General features: G+C 71.9%; 21 protein-coding genes. 8 read left to right on the forward strand and 13 right to left on the reverse strand.

The genetic code is table 11. From position 1 onward, the window contains the following. The first annotated feature begins 150 nt into the window (after positions 1-150). Positions 151-1,791 carry a ribosomal protection-like ABC-F family protein gene (abc-f, locus tag IEZ27_RS12805; protein WP_189647333.1) on the forward strand — a complete coding sequence of 547 codons (1,641 nt, stop codon included), beginning with the start codon at positions 151-153 and terminating at the stop codon, positions 1,789-1,791. On the opposite strand, the gene IEZ27_RS12810 is transcribed toward abc-f, so the two are convergent. From IEZ27_RS12810 to IEZ27_RS12820, 3 genes are read right to left on the reverse strand one after another with little or no spacing between them, the layout of a single operon-like run. After that, the gene (locus IEZ27_RS12810; protein ID WP_189647334.1) at positions 1,772-6,607 is read right to left on the reverse strand and encodes a DNA repair ATPase; all 4,836 of its coding nucleotides are present in this window, start codon (positions 6,605-6,607) and stop codon (positions 1,772-1,774) included. The genes abc-f and IEZ27_RS12810 overlap by 20 nt on opposite strands. Position 6,608: 1 nt before the next feature. Continuing rightward, a complete protein-coding gene (locus IEZ27_RS12815) occupies positions 6,609-8,708 on the reverse strand; it encodes an SPFH domain-containing protein (RefSeq protein ID WP_189647335.1) in 2,100 nt (699 codons plus the stop codon). Further along, a complete protein-coding gene (locus IEZ27_RS12820) occupies positions 8,708-9,193 on the reverse strand; it encodes a hypothetical protein (RefSeq protein ID WP_229823917.1) in 486 nt (161 codons plus the stop codon). Before IEZ27_RS12820 ends, IEZ27_RS12815 begins: the two co-directional genes overlap by 1 nt. A gap of 220 nt (positions 9,194-9,413) precedes the next feature. On the opposite strand from IEZ27_RS12820, the gene IEZ27_RS12825 reads away from it, so the two are divergent. Beyond that, complete coding sequence (locus IEZ27_RS12825) at positions 9,414-10,328, forward strand: NADP-dependent oxidoreductase (protein ID WP_189647418.1); 915 nt, start codon at positions 9,414-9,416, stop codon at positions 10,326-10,328. A 31-nt stretch (positions 10,329-10,359) separates the two neighbouring features. Here the strand turns inward: IEZ27_RS12825 and IEZ27_RS12830 are convergent, their stop codons facing one another. Continuing rightward, complete coding sequence (locus IEZ27_RS12830; protein ID WP_229823918.1) at positions 10,360-10,881, reverse strand: CGNR zinc finger domain-containing protein; 522 nt, start codon at positions 10,879-10,881, stop codon at positions 10,360-10,362. A 96-nt stretch (positions 10,882-10,977) separates the two neighbouring features. Here IEZ27_RS12830 and IEZ27_RS12835 point away from each other — a divergent pair, with 96 nt between their 5' ends. Next, complete coding sequence (locus IEZ27_RS12835) at positions 10,978-11,838, forward strand: alpha/beta fold hydrolase (RefSeq protein ID WP_189647338.1); 861 nt, start codon at positions 10,978-10,980, stop codon at positions 11,836-11,838. Positions 11,839-12,047: 209 nt separating this feature from the next. Here the strand turns inward: IEZ27_RS12835 and IEZ27_RS12840 are convergent, their stop codons facing one another. From IEZ27_RS12840 to IEZ27_RS12850, 3 genes are read right to left on the reverse strand one after another with little or no spacing between them, the layout of a single operon-like run. Further along, complete coding sequence (locus IEZ27_RS12840) at positions 12,048-12,965, reverse strand: aminoglycoside phosphotransferase family protein (protein ID WP_189647339.1); 918 nt, start codon at positions 12,963-12,965, stop codon at positions 12,048-12,050. Between the two features lie 34 nt (positions 12,966-12,999). Next, positions 13,000-13,878, reverse strand: a complete 879-nt coding sequence (locus tag IEZ27_RS12845; protein WP_125640407.1) for a 1,4-dihydroxy-2-naphthoyl-CoA synthase — start codon at positions 13,876-13,878, stop codon at positions 13,000-13,002. Positions 13,879-13,888: 10 nt separating this feature from the next. After that, positions 13,889-14,401 carry a PadR family transcriptional regulator gene (locus tag IEZ27_RS12850; RefSeq protein WP_189647340.1) on the reverse strand — a complete coding sequence of 171 codons (513 nt, stop codon included), beginning with the start codon at positions 14,399-14,401 and terminating at the stop codon, positions 13,889-13,891. Between the two features lie 76 nt (positions 14,402-14,477). On the opposite strand from IEZ27_RS12850, the gene IEZ27_RS12855 reads away from it, so the two are divergent. Beyond that, entirely contained in the window at positions 14,478-15,038 is a 561-nt protein-coding gene (locus IEZ27_RS12855) for a hypothetical protein (RefSeq protein WP_125640403.1), read from the forward strand. On the opposite strand, the gene IEZ27_RS12860 is transcribed toward IEZ27_RS12855, so the two are convergent. Next, the gene (locus IEZ27_RS12860; protein ID WP_043615149.1) at positions 15,031-15,363 is read right to left on the reverse strand and encodes an ArsR/SmtB family transcription factor; all 333 of its coding nucleotides are present in this window, start codon (positions 15,361-15,363) and stop codon (positions 15,031-15,033) included. The genes IEZ27_RS12855 and IEZ27_RS12860 overlap by 8 nt on opposite strands. Before the next feature lie 86 nt (positions 15,364-15,449). Here IEZ27_RS12860 and IEZ27_RS53820 point away from each other — a divergent pair, with 86 nt between their 5' ends. Then, positions 15,450-15,620 (forward strand): DUF3073 domain-containing protein, encoded by a 171-nt coding sequence (locus tag IEZ27_RS53820; protein ID WP_125640400.1) that lies wholly within the window; start codon positions 15,450-15,452, stop codon positions 15,618-15,620. 195 nt (positions 15,621-15,815) lie between these two features. On the opposite strand, the gene IEZ27_RS12870 is transcribed toward IEZ27_RS53820, so the two are convergent. Further along, positions 15,816-16,643, reverse strand: a complete 828-nt coding sequence (locus tag IEZ27_RS12870) for an alpha/beta hydrolase (RefSeq protein WP_189647341.1) — start codon at positions 16,641-16,643, stop codon at positions 15,816-15,818. Between the two features lie 117 nt (positions 16,644-16,760). Between IEZ27_RS12870 and IEZ27_RS12875 the strand changes: the two genes are divergently transcribed. Then, the gene (locus IEZ27_RS12875) at positions 16,761-17,327 is read left to right on the forward strand and encodes an NADPH-dependent F420 reductase (RefSeq protein WP_189647342.1); all 567 of its coding nucleotides are present in this window, start codon (positions 16,761-16,763) and stop codon (positions 17,325-17,327) included. A gap of 48 nt (positions 17,328-17,375) precedes the next feature. Here IEZ27_RS12875 and IEZ27_RS12880 read toward each other — a convergent pair whose 3' ends face one another. The 3 genes from IEZ27_RS12880 to IEZ27_RS12890 form a co-directional block, all read right to left on the reverse strand. Next, entirely contained in the window at positions 17,376-18,782 is a 1,407-nt protein-coding gene (locus IEZ27_RS12880) for an LCP family protein (protein ID WP_189647343.1), read from the reverse strand. Positions 18,783-18,946: 164 nt separating this feature from the next. Beyond that, positions 18,947-19,606 (reverse strand): response regulator, encoded by a 660-nt coding sequence (locus tag IEZ27_RS12885; RefSeq protein ID WP_125640388.1) that lies wholly within the window; start codon positions 19,604-19,606, stop codon positions 18,947-18,949. Further along, the gene (locus IEZ27_RS12890; RefSeq protein WP_189647344.1) at positions 19,603-20,742 is read right to left on the reverse strand and encodes a sensor histidine kinase; all 1,140 of its coding nucleotides are present in this window, start codon (positions 20,740-20,742) and stop codon (positions 19,603-19,605) included. The genes IEZ27_RS12885 and IEZ27_RS12890 overlap by 4 nt, the downstream gene beginning before the upstream one ends. Before the next feature lie 165 nt (positions 20,743-20,907). On the opposite strand from IEZ27_RS12890, the gene IEZ27_RS12895 reads away from it, so the two are divergent. Continuing rightward, positions 20,908-21,948, forward strand: coding sequence for a carboxymuconolactone decarboxylase family protein (locus IEZ27_RS12895; protein ID WP_189647345.1), 1,041 nt, complete (start codon positions 20,908-20,910; stop codon positions 21,946-21,948). Positions 21,949-21,950: 2 nt separating this feature from the next. On the opposite strand, the gene IEZ27_RS12900 is transcribed toward IEZ27_RS12895, so the two are convergent. Beyond that, a complete protein-coding gene (locus tag IEZ27_RS12900; protein ID WP_189647346.1) occupies positions 21,951-22,433 on the reverse strand; it encodes an MSMEG_6728 family protein in 483 nt (160 codons plus the stop codon). 86 nt (positions 22,434-22,519) lie between these two features. On the opposite strand from IEZ27_RS12900, the gene IEZ27_RS12905 reads away from it, so the two are divergent. Beyond that, positions 22,520-24,799, forward strand: coding sequence for a xanthine dehydrogenase family protein molybdopterin-binding subunit (locus IEZ27_RS12905; protein WP_189647347.1), 2,280 nt, complete (start codon positions 22,520-22,522; stop codon positions 24,797-24,799). The last annotated feature ends 37 nt before the right edge of the window (positions 24,800-24,836 follow it).

The raw sequence follows: 24,836 nt of genomic DNA on the forward strand, positions 1-24,836 counted from the left end.
ACAAAGATCCGGTTACGGGTTACCGTATCCGGCGATATGGGCTACTGCTTCCTGTGATTCTCGCGCCCGAGGCGCCACCGCGTTGAGCCGTTCGCTCCGCCGCGCCTCGTACCGGTCATATCCGCGTTGAGACGAGGAGGTGGAGCCTCTATGCGTACCGCTGCCCAATTGGCACTTACCGAGATCACCAAGCGTTACGACACCCGGGTCGTCCTGGACCGGGTGTCCCTCACCGTCAGGCCGGGCGAGAAGGCCGGCGTCATCGGCGACAACGGCTCGGGCAAGTCCACGCTGCTCAAGCTCATGGCCGGCGTCGAACGTCCGGACAACGGCGAACTGACCGTGGTCGCGCCCGGCGGCGTGGGACACCTCCCGCAGTCGCTGGAGCTGCCGCCGCACGCCATCGTGGCCGACGTGATCGACCTGGCCCTGGCCGAGCTGCGCGAGGTCGAGGCGCGGATGCGCGCGCTCGCCGCCACCGACCTGGACGCCTACGCCGAGGCCGTCGCGGAGTTCGAGGCGCGCGGCGGCTACGACGCCGACACCCGCGTGGAGATCGCGCTGCACGGCCTGGGCCTGCCCGGCCTCGACCGGGACCGCCCGATCTCGACGCTGTCGGGCGGCGAGCGGTCCAGGCTGGTCCTGGCCGCGACGCTGGCCGCCGCGCCGGAGTTGCTGCTGCTCGACGAGCCGACCAACGACCTGGACGACCAGGCCGTCGCCTGGCTCGAACGGCACCTGCGCGAGCACCGCGGCACGGTCGTCGCGATCACCCACGACCGGGCGTTCCTCGACCGGGTCACCTCGGTGATCCTGGAGGTCTCCGACGGGCGGGTGCGCCGCTACGGCGACGGGTATCCGGGCTACCTCGCGGCCAAGGCCGCCGAACGGGCCGCGCATGTGCGGGCCCACGAGGAGTGGAGGTCCGAGCTGGCCCGGCACACGGGTCTGGTGGCGGCCAACGCGGGGCGGATGGCGGCCGTACCGCGCCGGATGGCCCAGGCGGGGATGGGCACCGGGGCGTGGCGGGCGCGGGCGCGTACGCACGGGGCGGCGGGGCGCGTCAGGCAGTCGCAACAGCGCATGCGGTGGCTCCACGAGCACCCGGTCCCGCCGCCGCCCGTCCCCCTCCGCTTCACCGCCGCCCTCACCACCACCCCGCCCTCGGAGGGCGGGGTCGCGCCGGGGGAATCCCCGGCGGTCGTGGTGGAGGCGGTGCGGGTGGCGGGCCGGCTGCGGGTGGAGGAGCTGGTCGTACGGCGGGGCGAGCGGGTGCTGGTCACCGGGCCGAACGGCGCGGGCAAGACCACGCTCATGCGCGTGCTCGCCGGCGAACTGCGCCCCGACGAGGGAACCGTACGCCGGTCCGGACGCGCCGGCCTGCTCCGCCAGGACGACCAGGCGGTACGGCTGGACCGTACCGTCCTCGCGGCCTTCGCCGAAGGACGGCCGGGCAGCCTCGACGAGCACGCCGACCGGCTGCTCGGCCTCGGCCTGTTCCGGCCGGACGACCTGCGCCGGAGGCTGGCCGACCTCTCGTACGGGCAGCGCCGCAGGGTCGAGCTGGCCCGCCTGGTCAGCGACCCGGTGGACCTGCTCCTGCTGGACGAGCCGACCAACCACCTGTCACCGATGCTGGTGGAGCAGCTTGAGGAGGCGCTGGCCCGCTACCGGGGCGCGCTGGTGATCGTCACCCACGACCGCCGTATGCGCGCCGCCTTCACCGGCTCCCACCTGGAGCTGCGCGCAGGCGCCAGAGTGGCCCAGCTCCTCAGCGGTCCGCCTCCCTGATGGCCGACCCGACCTCGCCCACCCGGTCGGCCAGCAGGCCCAGGGCGCCCACCGCTCTGGACATCGGGTCGTCGCCGTCCCCCCCGAGGGCCCTGGCCCTCAGGAAGGCCGCCTTGATCTCCGCCCACCGCGCCGCCTGGGCGGGGGTGAGGCGGCCGCGCAACTCGGCCAGCTTGAGCAGGTTCGCCTCGGCGTCCTGGGTGAGGGTCTGCGCCTCGCCCAGGTAGTGGTCGTCGATCACCGCCTCCAGCTCGTCGTCGTTCATGGCGGGCACGATGCGTTCGGCCAGCTTGTTCATGTTCCGGTACGACCCCTGCAACCGGTACGGCGGCTCGGTCCTGGACGCCTCCGACTGCGACGCCGAGGCGATGTACGCCGTGTTGTTGGCCAGCACGACCTCCTGGACCCGTACCAGCTTGGCCAGGACGCTGAGCACCTGGTCCAGCTCGGCCTTGCCGTAGGGGTGCCTGAGCTGGTCGGGGCGGACGGCCGGGTCGCCCTTGGCCAGGCGTACCAGCAGTTCGACGTCGGCGCGGTCGCGGCCCGAGAGCGGCGCGAGGACCGGGTTGGAGGTCAGTGCGTTGTCCACGTAGCTCAGCGCGAACAGGTCGTCCCTGCCGGAGAGCACGTCGCCCAGGTTCCACACGTCGGCGCGGTTGGCCAGCATGTCCGGGATACGGAAACGCTGCCCGGACTCGGTGTACGGGTTGCCCGCCATGCACACCGCGAAGCGCTTGCCGCGCAGGTCGTACGTGCGGGTCCGGCCGTTCCAGACACCCTCGATGCGGCGCTGGGCGTCGCACAGCGAGATGAACTTCTGCAGCAGCTCCGGCGAGGTGTGCTGGATGTCGTCCAGGTAGAGCAGGGTGTTGTTGCCGGTCTCCAGGGCGAAGGAGATCTTCTCGACCTCCTGCCTGGCCGTGGCGTCGGGCGCGTCGGCCGGGTCGAGCGAGGTGACGCCGTGGCCGAGGGCCGGGCCGTTCACCTTGACGAAGACCAGGCCGAGCCGGCTGGCGACGTACTCCATCAGGGTGGTCTTGCCGTAGCCGGGCGGCGAGATGAGCAGCAGCAGGCCCATCTGGTCGGTGCGCTTGCCCGCGCCCGCCGCGCCGAGCTGCTTGGCCAGGTTGTCGCCGATCAGCGGCAGGTAGACCTCGTCGAGCAGGCGGTTGCGGACGAACGCGCTCATGACCTTGGGCTTGTACTCGTCCAGGCGCAGCCGGTGGCGTTCCTGCTCGACCAGCTCGTTGCGGCGGCGCTGGTAGGCGCGGTAGGCCGGGACCCGCTCCCGGGTAAAGGCGTGGGCCCTGGTCAGCAGCTCGTCGAGCCTGATCCGCAGCCTGCGGTCCTCGATGCGCGGGTGGGCGCCGAGCAGGCCCTCGACGGTCTCCTCGGTGGCGGCGCCGGAGTCGTGCCGGGGCAGGTCGCACAGGTGCACGGCGACGGCCTCGGCCACCTCGGGACGCTGCTGGTAGGCGCCGATCCAGGCGCGGGCGAGCTGCAGCCGCTCGGGCAGGGGCAGCGCGGCCAGCTCGCCCTCGAACTCGCGGGTCCCGGCCGGGCCGAGCCGCTGCCGGAAGCCGTCGAGGAGGTCGCGGGCGGCCTTGCTGGTCACGAAGCCGGCCGGAGTGCCGCCCAGCTCCTCGACCAGGTACTCACCGGCGAGCCCGGCCAGGCTCTCCCCGGCGTCCTGGTCCGTGGAGAAGGCGGCGATCAGCGTGCCGAGCTCGGCGGCCAGGCTCTCCAGGGCCGGTGTACGACCGAAGACCGCACGGGCGCGGACCAGGGAAGCGGCTCTGGTGGCGAATGTTTTACGTGAAACCTCGTCCGTCCCGAAGGCCCAGAAGAGCTGGGCCGCCGCGCGGGCCTCGGGCGGGTAACGCAGGAGGCCCGCGTCCTCGTGCAGGCGGAGCAGGGCGTCCAGGATGAGGGCGGCGTCGTGGTCGTGCACGCCGCGTTCGTAGCCCTCGTCGTAGCGTTGCTCGGCGGCCTGGCGTACGAGGTCGGCCAGGGGATCGCCGGGCCGTACGGACGCCAGGAGGGAGACGGCCAGGTGCTCGGCCCGGTACATGTCCGGCGTCTCCGACACCAGGAGCTGGTCCCAGAACGGGCGGGTGTCGGCGAACGAGGCCGGCACGGGCGCCCGGTAGTCGGTGCCGGTGATCGCGAACTGCATGACGACGTGTTCGCCGTCGCGGCCGGTCCCCCCTCGCTCCACGTGCGGGACCAGCGTCAGGTCGATGGGCTGGGTGTTGACCGCGAAGCGGTGGTGGCCGAGGCGCAGCGTCTCGCCGCCGTCGGAGAACAGGTCCAGGCGGTCCCGCAGGGCACGACCGGCCTCCTGCTGCGCCGCCTTGACCCGCCCGTCGAGCTCCTCGGCCCGTACGGCGTCGCCCAGCGAACGCAGCTCGGCCGCCGCCGTACGGATCCTGCCGACCATCGGATCGGTGGCGAAGTACGTGTTGACCTCGTCCGCCGACTTCAGCGCCGCCAGCCGCCCGGTCACGCTGCCCAGGATGCGCTCGGCCGAGGCGAAGAGCCGGTCGGCCCGCCTGGCCAGGCCGTCGAGCTGGGTCTGCTTCCTGGCCGAGAACGCCTCGTAGACCTCGTCCCGCTTGGCCGCGAGCTGGGCGGCGAAGTCGTCGAACTCGCCGAAGCGCGACTCCAGGCCCTCCACCTGGAGCATCAGGCGGCCCAGTTGCTCGTCGCACTTGTCCGGTGTGTCGGCCATCGCCAGCGCGCCCGAGACGGCCTGCCCGAACAGGGCGAACTCGGCGGCGAAGGCCGCGCGGCCCTCCGAGCCCAGCAACTCGCGCCGGCGTCCGTCGAGCACGGCCCGCGCCCGGTTCACCCCGGCGAGCACCTCGGCGATCCGGCCCAGGATCGACGTGCGGACGGTGGCGTCGGCGATGTCCAGGGAGCCGACGACCTCCGTCACCACCTCCAGGCCCTCCGCCTGCTCGGCCAGCCGCTCGGCGACCGGCGCGGCCTCGGCCACGGTCGCGATCGCGGCGGCGTCGGCGGCCAGCCGTTCGACCGCCGCGTGGTAGGCGGTGAACGCGTCGGCGCCCTCCAGGAAGGCGACCGCCCGCCTGCCGGTCGCGGCCAGTTCCCCGGTCACGGCGGCGGACAGCTCGTCCAGGCGGGTGAGGTCCAGGTGGCGGACGTCGCGCAGGGTCACCAGGCGGCCCTGCTGCCTGCGCAGACCGGCCAGCGTGGTGACCCAGGCGTCGGCGGTGGCCGGGGTGTCGGCGGCGGCCTGGCGTACCAGGTGGGTGGTCTCCTCGGCCGCCGCCGCCAGGGTGCCGGCGGCCTGGCGGGTGAGCTCCTCGACGTTCTCGTACTCGTCGAGCACCTGCTCGGCGGTGGCGCGTACGTCGGCGAGCGGCTCGGCGAGACCGTGCTCGCCGAGCCAGTGGTAGGAGTCGGCCGCGCGGGTGCAGGCGGCGATCAGCGCCTCGAACGTGGCCGCCGACGCCGCCATCTCCTCGACCATGCGGGCCACGGACAGGCAGTCGGAGATGCCGCGCACCAGCTCGGCGTTGCCGATGCGCTCCAGGGGCCCGGTCCCGGCGGGCTGGGCGGCGGCGTAGGTGTCGGACACGTACGGCGTCTGCCACACCTGCATCGGGTGGACCCGGGTCGGCTCCTCGGAGAGGGCGCGGAAGACCACCATCGTGCCGTCGTCGAACAGCGAGTACCCGTGGCAGACGATGGGGTTGGCCACCTCCTTCCTGATCACGTTGTACGGCAGCAGCAACGAGCGGCCGTCGCCCCGGGCGTGGAAGACGTACAGGACGTCCTCGCCGTTGGGGGAGCGCACGACCCGCTCGAACTCCAGGTCCGTCACGTCCGTGTCGAACGTCTTGCTGATCCCGGTCGCCAGGTAGTACCCGCCCGGGAAGATCAGCCCCTGGTCCTCGGGCAGCCGCTGGCAGGACTGGCCGATGCCGTCGAGCCTGGTCACCGCCTTGGTACGGGTGTTGAAGACCAGATGCCGCCAGTCCGGCTCCTTGTACGGCCTGATCCGCATGAGCACGAGCGGCCCGACCCTGGCGTACTCGACGTCGGCGTCGGCCAGGGACTGGAGGCGTTCGGCGACCGGCTCGGAGTAGACGCCCGCGCCGGTCTCGGTGTTGTTCTCGACCTTGATGGTCAGGTCGCCGCCGATGGTCTCGACGAAGACCTCGCCCTCGATCGAGATGTGCGGATGGCGGCCGAGCACGTGGTCGTCGCGGGTGGTCGGCGTCCACTCGAAGTCGTGGGACGGGGGGAAGACGTGGTCCCGTTCTCCCCGGTTGTCCAGATATTTCGGGACTCCGCCGTTGCTGACCGCCCATCTGAGCACCCGCGTGTCCGCCGGACCCGTCCTGAACACCGCCAGCAGCTTGCCCTCGACCCGCCTGAGCTGCTGGAGACTGGTCTCCTTGTAGTACCGGTACAGCTCGGCGAAGTCCTTCCTGAACGCCGGCTCCTCCAGCGTCTCCAGCTTGCCGGTCTCGAACGTGAACGTGTCCCCGTCCCTGGTGAAGCGGTGCACGGCGAACACGTCGGCCACGGTCGTCTCCGGCTTGAGCCCGATGAAGACGTTGTAGCCGAACAACATCACCTCGCCCAGCGAGACGATGTCCCTCGGGACGCAGTTGTTCTCGGTCCTGATCCGCTCGGTGCCGAGCAGGCGCAGCTCCGCGCCGCCGAAGACGCGCAGCCGCTGCCCGTTGACCTCGTCGGCCGCCGCCGCGAGAGCCTTGGCCTGCGTCTGGAGACGGTTCCTGAGAACCTCGTAGGTCCCGGCTTCCAGCCCGGTGGTGCTCACGTCAGCCCTTCGCCGCCGCCGTCAGCGCGGCCACCGGGGAGTCGGCCACCCCCAGGCGCCGCGCGGTCTCCAGCAGCTCGCCGAGCGCCGACGACTGCGGGCCGCCGTCCTGGATGAGCCGCATGAGCACGGCTGAGACGGTCAGGTTCTTGATGTCCTCGGTGCGCACCCCGCCGACCACGCTCGCGAGGTCGGCCGCCAGGCTGGCCGTCCCGTTCAGGTACGGCTTCACCAGGGCCCCGGCCACCTCCGAGTGGCCCACGAAGCCGTCCACCGCCTTGCCCGCGGTGATCGAGCCGACCACCTTGTCGAAGAACATCGTGTCGCCGCCGACGATGTCGATGTTGGCCCTGGACAGGCCCGCCGCCAGCACGCTGGCCTGCGACTCGGCAACCTGGCGGGTGACGTCGATGTGCTTGAGCCTGATCTCCTTGTCGGCCTCCAGGCGCAGGCGGTACTCCTCGTGGCCCCGGCTGGCCTCGTCCAGGGCCGCCATCGCGGCGGCCTTCTGGGTCAGGCCCTCGGCCTCGGCCTTCAGCTTCTCGCCGATCGCGGTGGCGCCGGCCAGCGCCATGGCCTGCTCGCCCTCGGCCTGCGCCTTGAGCCGGTCGCCCTCGATCACCGCCATGGCCCGCGCGCCGTCGGCCTCGGCCCGCAGCCTCTCGCCCAGGGCCAGGGCCTCGGCGCGGCCCACCTTCTCGATGGCGTCCGCGTCGCGCTCCTTGACCTGCACCTGCGCGAGCCCGGCGGCGGCGGACTCGGCCTGGACGCCCTCCGCGAGCCGGATCTTGGCCCGCGCCTCCATCTCCGCGGCCTGCTGCTTGGCCTCGGCCAGCACCAGTTCCTCGCGGGCCCTGAACTTCGAGGCCGCCTCCGCCGCCTCGGCCGCCTTGATGTCCTTGACCAGGTTCTCCTGCGCCTCGGCCTCGGCCGCGATGATCACCTGCTGGCGGGTGCGCTCGGCCTCCTCGACCACGCGCAGCCGCTTGATGCTCTCCTCCTGCTCGGCCACGGTCTTGTCGACCGCGATGCGCTCGCGGATGACCTCGGCGATCGACCGCTTCTCGGTCTCGACCTCCTTGTCCTTCGCGATGCGCGACAACTCGGTCTCCCGCTCGCGGGCGATGACCTCCAGCAGGCGGTCCTTCTCGATGCGCTCGCTCTCGATCGCGAGCACCCGCTCGCGGTTCTTCTCGGCGACCGCCACCTCGCGGGCCTGGTTCTCGCGCTGCACGCCGAGCTGCTCGTCGGTCTTGATGCCGGCCGTCTGCGCGCGCAGCCGCTCCTCGGCCTGTACGCGGGAGATCTCCGCCTCCTCGCGGGCCTTGACGGTCTCGATCTCGCGGCGCTGCTTGAGCTCGGCGTCGGCCTGGCGGCGCTGGAGCTCCAGGATGGCCTCGCGGGCGTCCACGTTCTGGCGGGTGATCTCCTTCTCCTCCGCCCGCTGGAACTCGTTGGTCCGTACGTGCTCCAGCGCGGTCAGCTCGGTGATCTTCCTGATGCCCTGCGCGTCCAGGATGTTGCTGGAGTCGAGCTGGGTGAGCGCGGTCTGCTCCAGGTAGTCGATGGCGGCGTCCTCAAGGCTGTAGCCGTTCAGGTCGGTGCCGATGAGCCGGATGATCTCGTCGCGGAACTCGTCCCGCTTGGTGTAGAGGTCGACGAAGTCGAGGTGCTTGCCGGCCGTCTTCAGCGCCTCGGAGAACTTGGCGCTGAACAGCTCCTGGAGCGTGTTCTCGTCGCTGGCCCTGGCGGTGCCGATGGCCTGGGCGACCTTGATGACGTCCTCGGCGGTCTTGTTCACCCGGACGAAGAACGTGATCTTGATGTCGGCCCTGATGTTGTCCCGGCAGATCAGCCCCTCGCGGCCGGTACGCGTGATCTCGATGGTCTTCACCGAGATGTCCATGGTCTCGGCCTTGTGGACGACGGGCAGCACGATGGCGCCGGTGAACGTCACGTCCACCTTGTTGACCTTCGACACGATCAGCGCCTTGCCCTGTTCCACCTTGCGGAATAGGCGGCCGATGATGACGAGCAGGCCAATCACGATGACCAGGACCACGGCGAGAAATACGCCGAAGCCCGTGGAGATGACGTCCATCAGATCTCGCTTTCGTAGGGCATGACCCAGAAGAATTCGCCGTCTTTGTCGTATTCGAAGATGAGTGCTTTGTCGCCGCGGGCCAGGCGGTCCCGTCCGGTCGTACGGACCTGGACGATCGCGGTCGAGCCGTCCGCGGAGGCGACCTCGGCCTGGCCGAAGTCGGCGGTGGCGGCGCCGGTGCGGATCACGCACGGGCGGCCGACGAGGTCGCCGCGCGAGTGGTGTCCGCCGTCCGGGAACGCCCTGCGCAGAGGCGTGATCAGGGCGCGCGTGGCGAGCCAGGCGCCGGCCGCCGCGGCGAAGGGCACGGCGATCCGCGCGCCGTCCGGCAGCACCTGGCCGCCGATCAGGCTCAGCAGCCAGGCGATCGCGATCAGCAGGGACAACGCGATCCCGGCGGGCACACCCCCGAGGCCCAGCCAGGGCGCGTCGTGATCGAGGTCGAACAGGCCGGCGATGACGGCCAGCCAATAAGCCACCACGGCCGCGAGAAGGAAACTGAAAATGACAGTCGGAAAGCTCAGAGCGGCGTGTGAGAACTCGGTCATCAACCCTCGGTCTGCCCATCCCCCGGTGTGTTCTGACGGACTATATACATATAAAGCGTGACTAAAGCGGAAAGTTCCCGAGTTCATATGGAAAGTTATCCGACTTGACCTCAAGTGCGGTTGAGGTAGCAAGCTCAGGGACATGAGCGAAGTGATGAGGGCTGCAGCGTTCGCCGAACCGGGCGGACCCGAGGTGCTGAAGGTGATGGAGGTGCCCGCGCCGCAGGCGGGCCCGGGAGAGGTGCGCGTACGGGTGCGGGCGGCCGGTGTGCAGCCGTTCGACACGGCCGTACGGGCGGGTTGGCTGCCGCCGTACCTGGGGGACGTGCCGTGGCCGCGCATCCCCGGCAACGAGTTCGCCGGCGTGGTCGACCAGGTGGGCGACGGGGTGGCCGGGGTGTCGGCCGGTGACGAGGTGCTGGGGTTCTCGCGCCTGTTCGCCTACGCCGAGTACGTCGTCGTCCCGGCCGCCGACGTGGCTCCCAAGCCCGCCGGGATCCCCTGGGAGGCGGCCGGCGGGCTGACGTCCGGCGTCCAGACGGCCGAGCTGGCCCTCGACGCCCTGGCGGTCGGGGAGGGCGACACGCTGCTCGTGCACGGGGCGGCCGGGTCGGTGGGGACGGCGGCCGTACAGATCGCCCGCATGCGGGGCGCCACGGTGATCGGCACCGCCCGTGAGGTGAACCACGAACACCTGCGCGAGCTCGGCGCGATCCCGGTCGCCTACGGGGACGGGCTCGCCGACCGGGTACGCGCACTCGCCCCCGGCGGCGTGGACGCGGCCCTCGACGGCGCCGGTGGGCACGCCCTGGAGGTCTCGCTCGAACTGGTCGCCGACCGCGGGCGCATCGTCACGATGGTCGAGCACGGCAAGGCGGCCGAACTGGGCGTCAGGACCGTGATGGGCGAGCGCACCGCCGAACGCCTCGGCCGGTACGCCACGCTGTACGCCGAGGGCCGCTTCGTCTTCCCGGTGCGGCGGACGTACCGGCTGGACGAGGCCGCCGACGCCCATCGCGAGGTCGAGACCGGCCACGGCCGGGGCAAGGTCGTCCTGGTGACGGCCTGAGGACGCGCGCCGAGATCCCCCGGCGGGCCGGTCAGCCGGCGCTCTTGTGGCGCTGGCTGAACCGGCCCGCCTTCGCGCGGTTGCCGCACACCTCCATCGAGCACCACCTGCGGCTGCCGTTCTTGCTCACGTCCAGGAACCACAGGACGCAGGCCGGGTTCGCGCACTTGCGCAGCCGTTCGGGACGCTCCCGCAGGAGGGGGACGACGGCGGCGGCCGCCGTCCAGGCCGCCTCCCAGGCCGGGTCGGACACCACGACCGTGTCGCGCGGGCCGTCGTCGCCGAACCGGGGCCTGGTCGAGCCCTCGTCGAGCACCGCGTTGAGCCGGTCGTGCCCCCGCCCTTCGAGCAGCCCGCGCAGCGCGTCCCGCGCGAGGACGAGGCGGTCGCGCACTCGTTCCAGGTCGTCCGCGCCCGGCAGGCCGTGATCGCCGAGCCAGGCGCGCACGCCTTCCAGGTCGTCGAACTGGTCCAACAGGGCGCCCTGGTCCACCCACACGGTGTCCACCAGGTCCAGCGCCAAGGGCTCGTCGCGGAGCGGCCGTATCCTCACTGCTTCTAACCCCTCAAAGCGATTTGACTGGTTATCTCTTGGCATGCTATCACTTAACCATCAAAACGGATTTAGCCGGTTAGAGAGTGTGTTGACATGACTGTTCAGTACCGCACCGCTGTGATCGACGGCCTCGACGTGTTCTACCGGGAGGCGGGCGACCCCTCGGCGCCCACGCTGGTGCTGCTGCACGGGTTCCCGACCTCGTCGGTGGCCTACCAGGAGCTGATCGCCGAGCTGGCCGACGAGTTCCACCTGATCGCGCCCGACTACCCCGGATTCGGCCACAGCTCGGCCCCCGCCGCCGACGAGTGGGACTACACCTTCGACCACCTGGCCGACGTCGTCGACCAGCTGCTCGACACCCTGGGCCTCACCAAGTACGCCCTCTACGTGCACGACTACGGCGCCCCGGTCGGCTTCCGGCTCGCCGTCCGCCACCCGGAACGCGTCACCGGCATCGTCACCCAGAACGGCAACGCGTACGAGGAGGGGCTGACGCCCTTCTGGGAGCCGCTGCGCAAGGCGTGGGCCGACCCGTCCGAGGAGAACACCTCCGCGCTGCTCGGCCTGCTCACGCCCGAGGCCACCCACTGGCAGTACACGCACGGCGTCCGTGACTCCGGCCTGGTCAACCCGGACAAGGCGGTCCTGGACCAGGCCCGTCTCGACCGGCCCGGCAACCACGCCGTCCAGCTCGCCCTCTTCGTGGACTACGGCCGCAACCTGGGCCTCTACCCGGAGTGGCAGGAGTACCTGCGTACCAACCAGACGCCGGTGCTGGCCGTGTGGGGGCGGCACGACGAGATCTTCGGCCCCGACGGCGCCCTCGCCTTCGACCGGGACACCAAGCGCGTGCAGATCCAGCTCCTGGACGCGGGCCATTTCGCCCTGGAGACGCGCGGCCCGCAGATCGCCGCGCTGGTCCGCGACTTCCTCCGCCGCCTCTCCGACTGAACGCACACACCCGCCGCGCCCGCCGGCGGCCTGCTCACCCCTGGGACTGGCCGAGCGTGGACTGCTCGCTGTCCACCAGTTCGCACGCGGCCACCGGCCCGTCGGAGACCCGGGCCCAGATGCTGGCCAGGCGCGCGCGAGCCGACCGCCCTGGCCGGCGGGGCGTCCTGACCAGGGCTCTACGTGGGGCGGGTTCTACGTGGGGCGGGCTACTGACGGTGGCGCATGGCCTCGCCGATCACCAGGCCGGTCTCGTTGAGCTCGGTCTCGCCGTCCTCGACGTCCCAGAGCGCGTTCTGCAGGAGCCGGCCGAGGGTCCAGCCGGCCGCCCTGGCCGGGTCGAGGCCCAGCGCGTCCACCATCAGGTCGAACCGTCGCAGCACGCCCCGGACCGGGTCACCGGTGGCGACCACGGCCTCCCACCGGTTGTCCAGGGCGGGCCACAGGTCGAAGCCGGGGTCGCCGGCCAGCGGCTTGGGGTCGATGGCGAGCCACGGCTCCCGCTCGGCGGCCAGCACGTTGTCGTAGTGCAGGTCCCAGTGCAGCAGCCGGTCGCCCGGCTCGCCGACGAGCTCGGCGACCGTGTCGGCGCACCACCGCAGCCAGTGCCTGTCCCCTTCCCGGGGCAGCGCGGTCACCGCCTTGTCCACGTCGGCCAGCATGTCCTTGGCGATGTCCCCAAGGCGGCGCATCCCGGGCGGAGCGGGGAAGGCGGTCAACCGGCCCAGCAACTCGGTCAGGATCGTCAGCGCCTCGACGTCGTCGGGGACGGCCGACAGCGGGCGGGCGGAGTCGAGGCGTTCGAGCAGCAGGGTGCCGGTCTCCGGGTCCTCGTCGAGCAGCAGCACCGACCCCTTCCCGGCCCACGTGCGCAGGCCGGGCGCCTCGGTGGCGTTCTCGTCGGTGACGGGCTGGAGCTTGAGCGCCGCTCTGGTGCCGTCCTCCCGTACGACGGGCAGCACGAGGGAGACCACGCCGTGCATGGGCCGGCCCTCGTCCAGCCGCAGAGCCCATTCCTCCAGGTAACGCTCGGCCAGCGCGGGCAGGCCGGCCGACCAGGCGCGGCCCTTCTCCCCGTCCATCTTCACATGTGACTCGGTCAACGCCTCGGGCACCTTGATCTTCATCACCCAAGTCTGCCTCCCGGCGCGGAGTCCGTGGCTAGAAGTGCCAGGGGTAGGGCGACCAGTCGGGCGCCCGCTTCTCCAGGAAGGAGTCACGGCCCTCGGCGGCCTCGTCCGTCATGTACGCCAGCCGCGTCGCCTCGCCGGCGAAGACCTGCTGGCCCACGAGCCCGTCGTCGATCATGTTGAAGGCGAACTTCAGCATGCGCTGGGCGGTCGGCGACTTGCCGTTGATCTTGCGGGCCCACTCCAGCGCCGTCGACTCCAGCTCGGCGTGCGGGACGACGGCGTTGACCATGCCCATGCGGTGGGCGTCGGCCGCGGTGTAGGTGTCGCCGAGGAAGAAGATCTCGCGGGCGAACTTCTGCCCGACCTGCCGCGCCAGGTAGGCCGACCCGAAGCCGCCGTCGAAGCTGGCCACGTCGGCGTCGGTCTGTTTGAAGCGGGCGTGCTCGGCGCTGGCGAGTGTGAGATCGGCCACGACGTGGAGGCTGTGGCCACCGCCCGCGGCCCAGCCCGGCACCACGCAGATCACGATCTTGGGCATGAAGCGGATCAGGCGCTGCACCTCAAGGATGTGCAGGCGCCCGGTCGCGGGCGAGCCGTCGGCGTACTGGTAGCCGTCCTTGCCCCTGATGCGCTGGTCGCCGCCGGAGCAGAAGGCCCACCCGCCGTCCTTGGGCGAGGGGCCGTTGCCGGTGAGCAGCACGCAGCCGACGTCGGTGGTCTGCCTGGCGTGGTCGAGAGCCCGGTAGAGCTCGTCGACCGTCTGCGGCCTGAAGGCGTTGCGCACTTCGGGACGGTTGAAGGCGACCCGCACCGTGCCCTGGTCGAGGGCACGGTGGTAGGTGATGTCGGTGAAGTCGAAGCCCTCGACGACCTGCCACATCTTCGGATCGAACAGCTCGGAGACCATGGGCAGGAGCCTAACGGATCTGCCCCTCCGCCCATTCGGCCCACGACTTCTGCACGGCGCCGAGCCGCATGCCGTACTCCAGGGCCAGGCGGCCGTAGACCGACAGGTTGTCCTCGCCGCTCTCGACGAAGCCCTTGATGGCCTGCATGTGCTCCAGGTGCCGGCCCACCACCTCGGCCTGGCGGCGCAGGTACGCGCGGGCCTGCTCGGGATCGACCTGGCCGAGGAAGAACACGCGCAGCAGCATGTCACTGCGCCCGACCCTGGTCGGCTCGACCTCGGTGATCCAGTGGCGCAGCTCGGCGCGGCCCTCCTGGGTGATCTCGTACTCCTTGCGGCCCCGGGGGCCTTCGGCGGCCACGTTCACGAGCCCGGCCTCGGCAAGTTTGCCCAGCTCTGCGTAGAGCTGGCTCTGGGTGGCCGGCCAGACGTTGGACAATGAGACGTCGAAGGTCTTCAGCAGGTCGTAGCCGCTCGCCGGTCCCTCGGCGAGGAGACCCAGCACGGCGTGTCTCAAGCTCATATTCCTATATTGACATATCGCGGCAGGAGGTTCTACCTTCGACATGTCTACACAGGAATGTCTAAGGAGTTCCACGATGCGCGGTCTGCTCGGTTTCCTCCCCTGGGTCGTCTACGCGGTCATCGCCACCGGCGACGAGTGGCGCTGGGGCGCCATCACCGGTTTCGTGATCGCTCTCGCCCTCGTGGTCATCGACCGCCGGTCCGGCCGGGCCTGGGACGAGATCGTCATCGAGACCAGCGCCGCGATCTTCTTCGCCCTGCTCACGGTGGTCTCCTTGGTGGCCCCGCACTCGCCGCTCACGCCGTACGGCCCCGCGCTGGTCAACGTCTGGCTGGCCGGCACGGCCTGGGGCTCGATGGCCATCCGCAAGCCGTTCACGCTGGGCATCGCGCGCACGATGGCGCCGAAGGAGATCTGGGAGACCCCCGCGTTCTACCGCGTCAACGTGGTCATCACGACGGTGTGGGCGGTGGCGTTCACGCTCGCCGCCGTCTCGCTGACGTTCGTGCTGGCCGCGGCCCCCCACGCCACCACGGTGGTCATCGCCGTCAAGGTGCTCTCGTTCGTCGTCCCCGCCGTCTTCACCGCCCGTTACCCGAAGATCGTCCGCCGTCGCGCCGCCGCCGCTAAGTGACCTCCGCCCGCAGCTCGGCCAGGAGCTCTCCCTGGTCGGCCAGCATGTCGGTGAGGATGCGGCGGGCGGCCCCCAGCAGGTCGGCCAGCTCGGGAGTGGCCAGCGTGTAGACCACCGTGCTGCCTTCGCGGATGGCGCTCACGATCCCGGCCCTGCGCAGGACCGCAAGCTGTTGTGAGAGGCTCGACGCCTCGATGTCGATCTGGGCCAGCAGGTCCCTGACGGGCAGTGGCCCTTCCTGGAGCAGCTCCAACACTCTGATGCGAGCGGGGTGGCCGAGCGTCCTGAAGAAGTCGGCCTTGGCCTGGTAGACCTCCACGTGCATATTGCAAGACTAATCCAGCGCAGTTGCATAATTCTTCAAGTCGTAACGTTGTTGGATAGCATGACAGCGGGGACTAGGGAGTAGCCATGGGCCGAGGAAGAGCCAAGGCGAAGCAGACGAAGGTCGCTCGCCAGCTGAAGTACACCAACCACAACATCGACTACGACCGGCTGCGCGAGGAGCTGGGCGCGGACACGCCGCGGGAGGAGATGTACCCGTCCACGGGTTCCGAGCAGGAGTCCGAGCGCGCGCAATGATGCGCGTGAGCTTCGCGGGGGCGTCCGCGACGTTTCTGGACCGCCTGGCCTCCGGCGCCCGATCGGGCGCCGCGAGCCCCAGGCGGTGCGGCGCCCTGCCCGTCGCCCTCACGACGGTCCTGCTCGGTTAACCCGACACCGCTTCCGGCACCGCTTCCGGCAGACTGCCGGTTCGGCACCGCGTCCGGCGGGCGGTCAGCTCGACGCCGCTTCCAGCAGGTGGCGCGCGTCGGTGAGCAGGCGGTCTACGGCGGCCTGCGACACGGGGTCGGTGTTCTGCTGGAACCCGTGCGCGAGGCCGGGCTCCCTGCGCCGCGTGACCGGCACACCCGCCTCGGCCAGCCGCCTGGCGTACGTCTCGCCCTCGTCCCTGAGGGCGTCGTGCTCGGCGGTGACGATCAGTGCGGCGGGCAGCCCGCGCAGGTCGGGCACGAGCATCGGGCTCAGCCGCGGATCGGCGCGCCGCGCCGGGTCGGGCGCCCACTGCCGTACGGCCCAGGCGAGAAAGTCCTCGTCGAGCGCGTGACCGGTGCCCTTCTCCCGTACGCTCGGCTGGGAGAGCGTGAGATCGGTGTTGGGGCAGACCAGGATCTGGACGGCGGGCAGCGGGCCGCCCTCGTCCCGTAGCGCCAGGCAGGCCATCGTGGCCAGGTAAGCGCCCGCGCTGTCACCCGCCACCGCGACCGGACGGGCCCAGCGCAGCACCTCCACCGCGTCCTCGACCGCGCCCGGGTACGGGTGCTCGGGCGCCAGCCGGTAGTCCACCGCCATCACCTCCACCCCGCACCCGTCGGCCAGCAGCCGGCAGAACCGGTCGTGCGTGTCCAGGTCGCAGAACACCCACGCGCCCCCGTGCAGGTACACCACGAGCGGCCGACGTTCCTCCGCCGGCCGGTAGTGCCGCAGCCGCAGCCCGCGCGGCCCGGTCAGGTCCGTCACGTACGGCAGCTCGGGCCCGCGCGGACGCAGGTGCCCGCGCTCGGCGCTGGCCCTCCTGAGCTGGTGGACGTCGGGATCGTTCATGGACGACGAGTGTAGGGATCACCCGTGGGCAAAGGTCTCGCTGCCCCGGCGCAAAGACAGGCATGCCGGGAGGACCGCTGGGCAGGTGCCGGGCGGGCGTGACAAGGAGATCGAGACATGCGCGTAGGAATCGTGGGTTCGGGAAGGCTCGGCGCGCCGCTCGGCCGCCTGCTCTCGGCGGCCGGTCACGACGTGCTCTTCAGCGACGCCCGGCTGACCCTCGCCGAGGAGGCCGCGGTGGCCGCCGGGGGCCAGGCGGGCGGCGGCTCGCCGATCGAGGCGGCCCGCTTCGGCGAGGTCGTCGTGATGGCGGTGTGGTGGGAGGCGTTCCCCACCGTGGTCGAGGAGCTGGGCCCGGTGCTGGCCGGCAAGATCGTCATCGATCCCAGCAACCCGATCACCGAGCGCGACGGCGCCGAGGCGGTGGTGGCCGTGCCCGGCGGGCTCACCAGCCCGCAGTACCAGCAGCACGTGCTCGGCCCCGGCGTACGGCTGGTGCGCACGTTCAACACCAAGTACCCCAACGAGCTGCTGGAGCTCGGCATGGCCGGGCAGCGCGGCGGCCCCCGGGCCGACATGCCCTACTGGGGCGACGACGACGCGGCCAAGAAGGCGGTGGTGCCGCTCATCGAGGACGCCGGGTTCACCGCCATCGACGGCGGCGGCCTGGCCGACGCCCTGTGAGCCGGGCGCCGGGTCGCGCAGGTGTCGTGGGACGCCCTGTGAGCCGGGTCAGGTCGCGCAGGTGTCGTGGGTGGCGTCGAAGCCCTTGAGCGCCTCGGTGTCGTCGGCGCGCTGCGGCTTCAGCCCCTTCCAGTCGTTGCCGATCACCAGCACCAGGTGGTTGGTACGGGCGCCCGCGACCAGCCTGGGCGTGGCGGCCAGGAGGTCGTTGGTGAGCGTGGGCACCCGCGTCTCGCCGTTGGGGCCGTAGAGCAGCGCGGTCTTCGCCAGGGGTTTCGTGGCCGAGTCGCCGATCTTGCTGATGTGGTAGCCGCGCTGTTCGAGGAAGGCGGCCACCTGCGTGCCGAGTCCGCCGCGGTAGGTGCCGTTGCGCAGCTCGATCTGGATCTTCGTCCGGCCCACCTTGGCCTGGCCGCCCTTCACGCCCTGGACGCGCTGGTCCCTGGCCACGATCTGGAACAGCCTGCCCGCCTGCGGCTGCACCCACTCCACCCGGCCCGGCTGGCTCAGCGAGTAGTGCCAGGGGGTGGTGATGAAGCGGATCTCCCCGGCGTTCAGGCCCTGGAGGCTGGTGGCGAGGTCCTTCATGACGCCGATCGACAGGTCGTCGTCGACGGTCACCGACTTGGTGCCGGCGTCGAGGAAGCCGAACAACTTGTTCGGGTCGGTGAGCGTGGCGCCGCTCATCACCTTCTTGAGCATGGAGGCGATGAACATCTGCTGCCGCTGGATGCGCCCGATGTCGGAGCCGTCGCCGAGGCTGTAGCGGGCGCGTACGTAGCCGAGCGCCTGCTCGCCGTTGAGCGTCTGCCGCCCGGCGGGCAGGTGGAGCAGGGCCTTCTTGTCGTTGACCGGGCCGGGCAGGCAGACCTCGACGCCGCCCACCGCGTTGACCATGCTCTTGAAGCCGGTGAAGTCGACCTTCACGAAGTGGTCGATGCGGATGTGGGTGAGCGCCTCGATCGTCTTCCAGGTGCAGGCGATGCCGCCAGAGTTGAACGACTCGTTGATCATGCCGAGGTGCGGCTGCTGGCCGGGCAGGCCGCCCGTCGCCCGGCAGGCGGGGAGCTGGACCAGCGAGTCACGCGGGAAGCTGATCACCATCGCGTTGTCCCGCTTCGACGAGACGTGCGCCAGCATGATCGTGTCGGTGCGCTCGCCCGCGATGCGGTGGCCGTACCTGGCGTTCTTGCCGTCGCGCTGGTCGGAGCCCACGATCAGGACGTTCATCGCCGAGGTGGCGACCTTGGGCGGCCGCGTCTCGCCGAGGTCCTCTTTGGTGACCTCGGCGCGCTTGAGGTTGCCGTTGAGTTTGGCGGTGACGCCGACGGCCACGCCGACGACGAGGAGGATGACGGTGACCGCGATCGCGATCGTCCAGCGCAGCCAGCGCCGTCGGCGCTTGGGGGCGCCGGGGTCGCTGGAGGGGGGAGCGTCGAGAAGCCCGCTGCTCACGTGACTCCAGAGGGACGGGGGCCGAGGGGCCACCGCCCCGGGCCAAGAGCCTCGCCGTACAAGTCTCGGCCGTTGAACCTGCCCGAGTGTACTCAGTCCGGGACGAGGATGCGGAGGGACGGCATTCCCCGTAGGTCAAGGCAGGCCGCGCGGGCCCGGCCGCGTCAGCGTTCGCGTGGCGTGACCAGGCCGGACTCGTAGGCGAAGACCACGAGCTGGGCCCGGTCGCGGGCACGCAGCTTCGTCATCGCCCGGCTCACGTGCGTCTTCGCGGTGGTCGGGCTGATCACCATCAGGGCGGCGATCTCGTCGTTCGACATGCCGCGGGCCACCAGGGCGGTCACCTCGCGTTCCCGGTTGGTCAGCACGTCCAGGCCCTTGGGGTCGGGTTCGGGGCGGCGGGCGACGTACTCGCCGATCAGGCGGCGGGTGATGGCGGGGGCCAGCAGGGCGTCGCCGCGGGCGGCCACCCTGACGCCCTGGAGCAGGTCGGCGGGCTCGGTGTCCTTGACCAGGAAGCCGCTGGCGCCGGCGCGCAGGGCGTCGAAGACGTACTCGTCCAGGCCGTAGTTCGTCAGGATCACCACGTGGACCTCGGCGAGGCGGTCGTCGGCGGCGATCCGCCGGGTGGCCTCGATGCCGTTCATCACGGGCATCTGCACGTCGACGAGCGCCACGTCCGGGCGGTGCTCCAAGGCCAGGGCGACGGCCTGCTCACCGTTCGCCGCCTCGGCGACCACCTCGATGTCGTCCTCGGCCTCCAGCAGGGCGCGGAAGCCGCCGCGGATGAGGGCCTGGTCGTCCACCAGCAGTACGCGGATCATCCGGCCTCCCGCAGCGGCAGCTCGGCGCGTACGGTGAACCCGCCCTCGGGACGCGGGCCGGTGCGCAGCCGCCCGCCGAGCGCCGTGACCCGTTCGCGCATGCCCAGCAGGCCCACGCCGGGGTCGGCCGGGCCGCCGTCCGTGTCGCCGTCGTCGTCCACCTGCACGATCAGCTCCTCCTTGCCGTAGTCGACGCGTACCGAGGCGGTGGCCGGCCCGGCGTGCTTGGAGACGTTGGTCAGCGCCTCCTGGACGATCCGGTAGGCCGCCCGGTCGACCTCGGCCGGCAGGTCGCGGCGGTCGCCGGTGACCGTCACCGTGGCCGGGACGCCGGTCGAGCGGGCCCGTTCGACCAGGTCGGGAAGCCGGTCCAGGCCGGTGGCCGGCCGCTCGCCGTCGGCCTCGCGCAGCACCTCCAGCGTGGCGCGCAGCTCGCGCATCGCCTCGCCGCTGGCCTCCTGGATGGCCAGCAGCGCCGCCGGCACCTCCTCGCCGCGCTTGCGCGCGAGGTGCACCGCCACGCCCGCCTGCACCTTGATGACCGAGATGGTGTGGGTGAGCGAGTCGTGCAGCTCCCTGGCGATGCGCAGCCGCTCCTCGCCGGCGCGGCGCAGCGCCGCCTCCTCGCGGGTGCGCTCGGCCTCGGCGGCCCGCCGTTCGACCTGCACGAGGTACGCCTGCCGATGCCTGGTCACGGTCGCCGTCACCCCGGCGGCCAGGAACCAGCCGAGCAGCAGCGTCGTCTTCTGCACGATCTCCTGCGGCGACTGCCCGGCGGGGGCGGCGGCCAGGTTGGCCGCGAGGGTGGCACCCAGGAACACCGCGCCCGCCACCGCCGCGAGCGCCCGGTGCCCGGCCCTGACCGTGCCGAACACCGTCACCATTACGGGGAAGGCGGCCGGCGGTCCGGGCAGGGCGTGCACGGCGTAGACCAGCATGCAGAGCGTGGCGGCCAGCAGCGCCGGCACCGGCGCCCGCCGCCAGGCGACGAGCGCGAGCGACCCGGCCAGCACGGCCGCGTAGTCCACGGCGGACGCCCCGGGCGTGGTCAGCGCGGTCGCCGTCAGCAGTACGGCCACCACCGCCGCCAGCGCCACGTCCATGGCGGCCGGACGCCACCGGTGCTCCAAGGTCATGCCAGCACAGTAGAGCGTGAAGTGCCAGTAATCCTCCCCATCTGGGCTGAATCGGGCACTACTCCCGCCGTCGTACGCGGCCCGTCCCTGCGTCCCGTGCCGTAGCCGCACAAGTCACCCGGAGCAGGACGACTCCGGCACGCCCTGTGGCACACCATGACGGCCATGGACACGACAGTGAAGACCGGTGGGCAGTTCCGCTACGTCACCCCCGTCCGGCCGCAGGACGCGACGGGCCGGGTGGCCCAGGTCTACGCGTGCCTGGCCGACGACTTCGGCATGGCCCGCATGGCGGTCTTCCTGACGTTGTCGCCCGCGCCCGCCGTACTGGCCGGGACCTGGGCGTTGTTGCGGGAGTCGCTGCTGGCCGGGCAGGGGTCGAGGACGGGCCGGGAGGTCGTGGCGCTGGGGGTGTCGCTGGCCAACCGGTGCCCGTTCTGCGTGGCCGCGCACACGACGCTGCTGCACGCCACCGGCGACCACAGGCTGGCCGAGACGGTCGCGGCGGGTGGTGTCCCGGAGGATCCCGGGCACGCGGCGCTGCTGCGGTGGGCCCAGGACCGGCGGGCGCCCGCGCCCTTCCCCGCCGCGCACGCTCCCGCGTACGTCGGGACCGCGCTCACCTTCCACTTCGTCAACCGCGTCGCCTCGGCCCTGCTGACCGAGAACCTGCTGCCGGGAAACCTGCAGAAGTCGCGCCTGGTGCGCAGCGTGGGCGGCCGGGCGATGTCGCGGACGGTACGCAGGGAACTGCCGCCCGGCGCCGGCCTGGACGTGCTCGACGGCCTGCCCGCCACGGCCGAGCCCGCCTGGGCGGCCGGCACGCCCGTCGGCACGGCCTACGCCACGCTCACGGCCGTCGCGGGGGCGGGCGGCGAGCTGCTGGGGGAGGCGGCGCGGACGGCCGTCACCGAGGCGGTCGCGGGCTGGGACGGCGCGCATCCGCCGATGGGCGGCGACTGGGTGTCCGGCCCGCTGGCCGACGTGCCTGTGGCGGAACGGCCGGGGGCCAGGCTCGCCCTGCTCACCGCGCTGGCGCCGTACCGGATCACCGACGCGGACGTCGCGGCGTGGCGCGGGGCCGCCACGACGGACGAGGACCTGGTACGGCTCGTCGCCTTCGGTGCCGCGACGGCCATGCGACACGTGGAGTCCCAGATCGCGGGGGAGGGCGTCCGAGCAGCCGGAGTGACGGGACGGGGCTGAGGTCAGGCGGGCAGGCAGGCGGGCGGGCGGCCCGAGGGGGGCCAGACGTACTCCAGGTCGTCCGGCTCGTCGCCGAACAGCGGGCGGTAGTGGGCGGGGTCCTTGCGCAGGAGGGCGGAGCGGTGGCTGCGGTGGAAGTCCTCGTCGCCGAGCCAGGGCGGCAGCTCACCGGCCGCCGCCAGCTCGTGCTGGGTGCGGACGACGGGCGTGCCGCAGGTGTGGCCCAGCTCGGCGGACATCGTGGCCGCGCAGGTGTCGGCCCGGCCGGTCGAGCACCAGTGGGCGCACACGTCGAGGCCGTAGCGGACGAGGGCCTCCTCGTAGCCGGCCCACATCTTGACCACGGGGTGGTGGCGCCAGCCGTAGCCGGGGACGGTCAGGGCACGCAGGATCTGCAGGGCCTCGACCCGCTGCTTGCCCAGCCGCAGGGGGTCGAGCACTCCGGCACTGGCCTCGAAATCCGGATATGGAAGAAAAGTTTGCATCCATCCCCCCGCTGACCTGCTCTTTCTCGCCCGCCATCCCGCGCGATCGTATAGACCGCACGCCCGGCGGCGCGCACAATCGGCCCATGGGCTATGTCGGCGCACGGACGCCTCGCAGGGAAGACGCCAGACTGCTGACCGGAAAGGGGAGGTACGTCGGCAACGTACGTCTGCCGGGCATGGCGTACGCGGTGGTGGTGCGCAGCCCCGTCGCCCACGGCCGGCTCCTGGGCTGCGACGCCAAGGCGGCCTGGACGGTCGAGGGCGTGCTCGACGTCATCACCCCCGCCGACGCGGCCGACCTCGTGCTGCCCTGCGTCAGCCTCGCGCCCGGCCAGCGACTCCTGTCCTACCGGGTGCTCGACGACACGATCAGGTACGCCGGTCAGCCGATCGCCGTCGTCGTGGCCGAGACCCCCGCCGCCGCGCAGGACGCAGCCGGCCTGCTGGACCTGGAGCTCGACCAGTTCCCCGCGACGGTCGGCGCGGAACGCGCCCTTGAGGCGGACGCCCCGCTGCTGTACCCCGACTGGGGCACGAACCTGGTCACCGACTTCCCGCTCGGCGACGCCGACTGCGCGGACTTCGTCGAGGCCGCCGAGCACGTCGTCGAGATGACGTTCAGGATGGGCCGGATCTCGCCGCATCCCATCGAGCCGCGCGGCGTCGTGGCCGCCTACGCCGACGACGAGCTGACCGTGCACATCTCCTCGCAGGCCCCGCACCACGTGCGCGAGCACCTGGCGGACGCGTTCGGGCTCACCCACGACCAGGTACGCGTGATCAGCCGCGACACCGGCGGCGGGTTCGGCGGCAAGGAGCACGTCTATCCCGACGAGGCGCTGGTCTGCCTGGCCGCGATGCGCTTGGGCCGCCCGGTGAGCTGGACCGAGTCGCCCGGCGACCGGCTGTCGGCGACGCTGCCCGCGCGGGCCGCCGTCCACCGGGCCAGGCTGGCGCTCGACGGCGACGGCCGGTTCGTCGCGCTGTACGCCGACATCCTCGGCGACCTCGGCGCCCACCCGTCGAACGTGGGCATCTCGCCCTTCGCGGTCTCGGGCACCCTGTTGCCGGGGCCGTACCGGTTCGAGCGGGTCGGCGTACGGGTGCGTGGCGTGGTCACCAACACCACCCCGACCGGCTCCTACCGCGGCTTCGGCCAGCCGGAGTGCACCTGGACCAGGGAGCGCCTGATCGACGAGGCGGCCCGGCGGCTCGGTCTCGACCCGGTCGAGCTGCGGCTGCGCAACATGCTGGAGCCGGACGAGCTGCCGTACCCGAACCGGGTGTACCAGCCCTACGACTCCGGCGACTACCCGCGGGCCCTGCGCACCCTGCGCGACCTGGTCACGCCCGTGACCGGCGTGGACGACGGGCGCCGGCGCGGCATCGGCTACTCCTGCCACGTCGAGACCACCGGCCTGGGCCCGTCCATGGACCTGAAGGCGACCGGTATCCAGGCGGGCGGGTACGAGACGGCGGTGTTGCGGATGGAGCAGGACGCTTCGGTCGTGGTGTCGTCCGGGGTGGTCGCGATCGGGCAGGGCATCGAGACCGCGCTGGCCCAGATCGCGGCCGACCGGGTGGGGGTGCCGATCGAGCGGGTGCGGGTGGTGCTGGGGGACACGGCGGCGACGCCGTACTCGTCGATCGGGTCGATCGCCAGCCGTTCGCTCGCGGTCGGCGGCGGGGCGCTCGTCCGGGCCGCCGCCCGGCTGCGGGACAAGCTGCTGGCCATCGCCGCCCACCGGCTGGAGGCGGCGCCCGGCGACCTGGAGATCGCCGAGGAGTCCGTACGGGTGAAGGGCGACCCGCGGGCGTCGGTGCCGCTGCGCGAGCTGGCCACCTCCGCCTGGCGGGCCTGGGACCTGCCGGAAGGCGTCACGCCCGGCCTGGAGGAGCGGGTCAGCTACGACCCCTCCGCCTACACCTTCGCCTACGGCGCGCACGCCGCCGCCGTCGCGGTCGATCCCGAGACCGGCGCGGTCGAGGTCGAGCGTTACTGGGTGGTCAACGACGCCGGGACGCTGGTCAACCCGTCCCTGGTCGAGGACCAGATCCGCGGCGGGGTCGCGCAGAGCATCGGCATGGCGCTGACCGAGGAGATCGTCCACACCGACGAGGGGCAGCCGCTCGCCGAATACTTCCTGCCGACCACGCGCGAGGTGCCCGACATCGAGATCGTGTTGCTGGAGACGCCCTCGCCGGTCACCCCCGGCGGCATGAAGGGCGTGGGCGAGGCCGGTACGATCGGCCCGCCCGCCGCCATCGGAAACGCGGTCGCCGCGGCCGTGCCGGAGCTGGCCGGACGCCTCACCGACGTGCCGCTGACCCCCGAGGTCGTGTGGAGGTGTCGATACCCCTGACCAGGGCACGAGGAGCCTGAAGGTTCGGATCGGGGGA

It is taken from the genome of Nonomuraea spiralis, from assembly GCF_014648435.1.
GTDB lineage: Bacteria > Actinomycetota > Actinomycetes > Streptosporangiales > Streptosporangiaceae > Nonomuraea > Nonomuraea spiralis.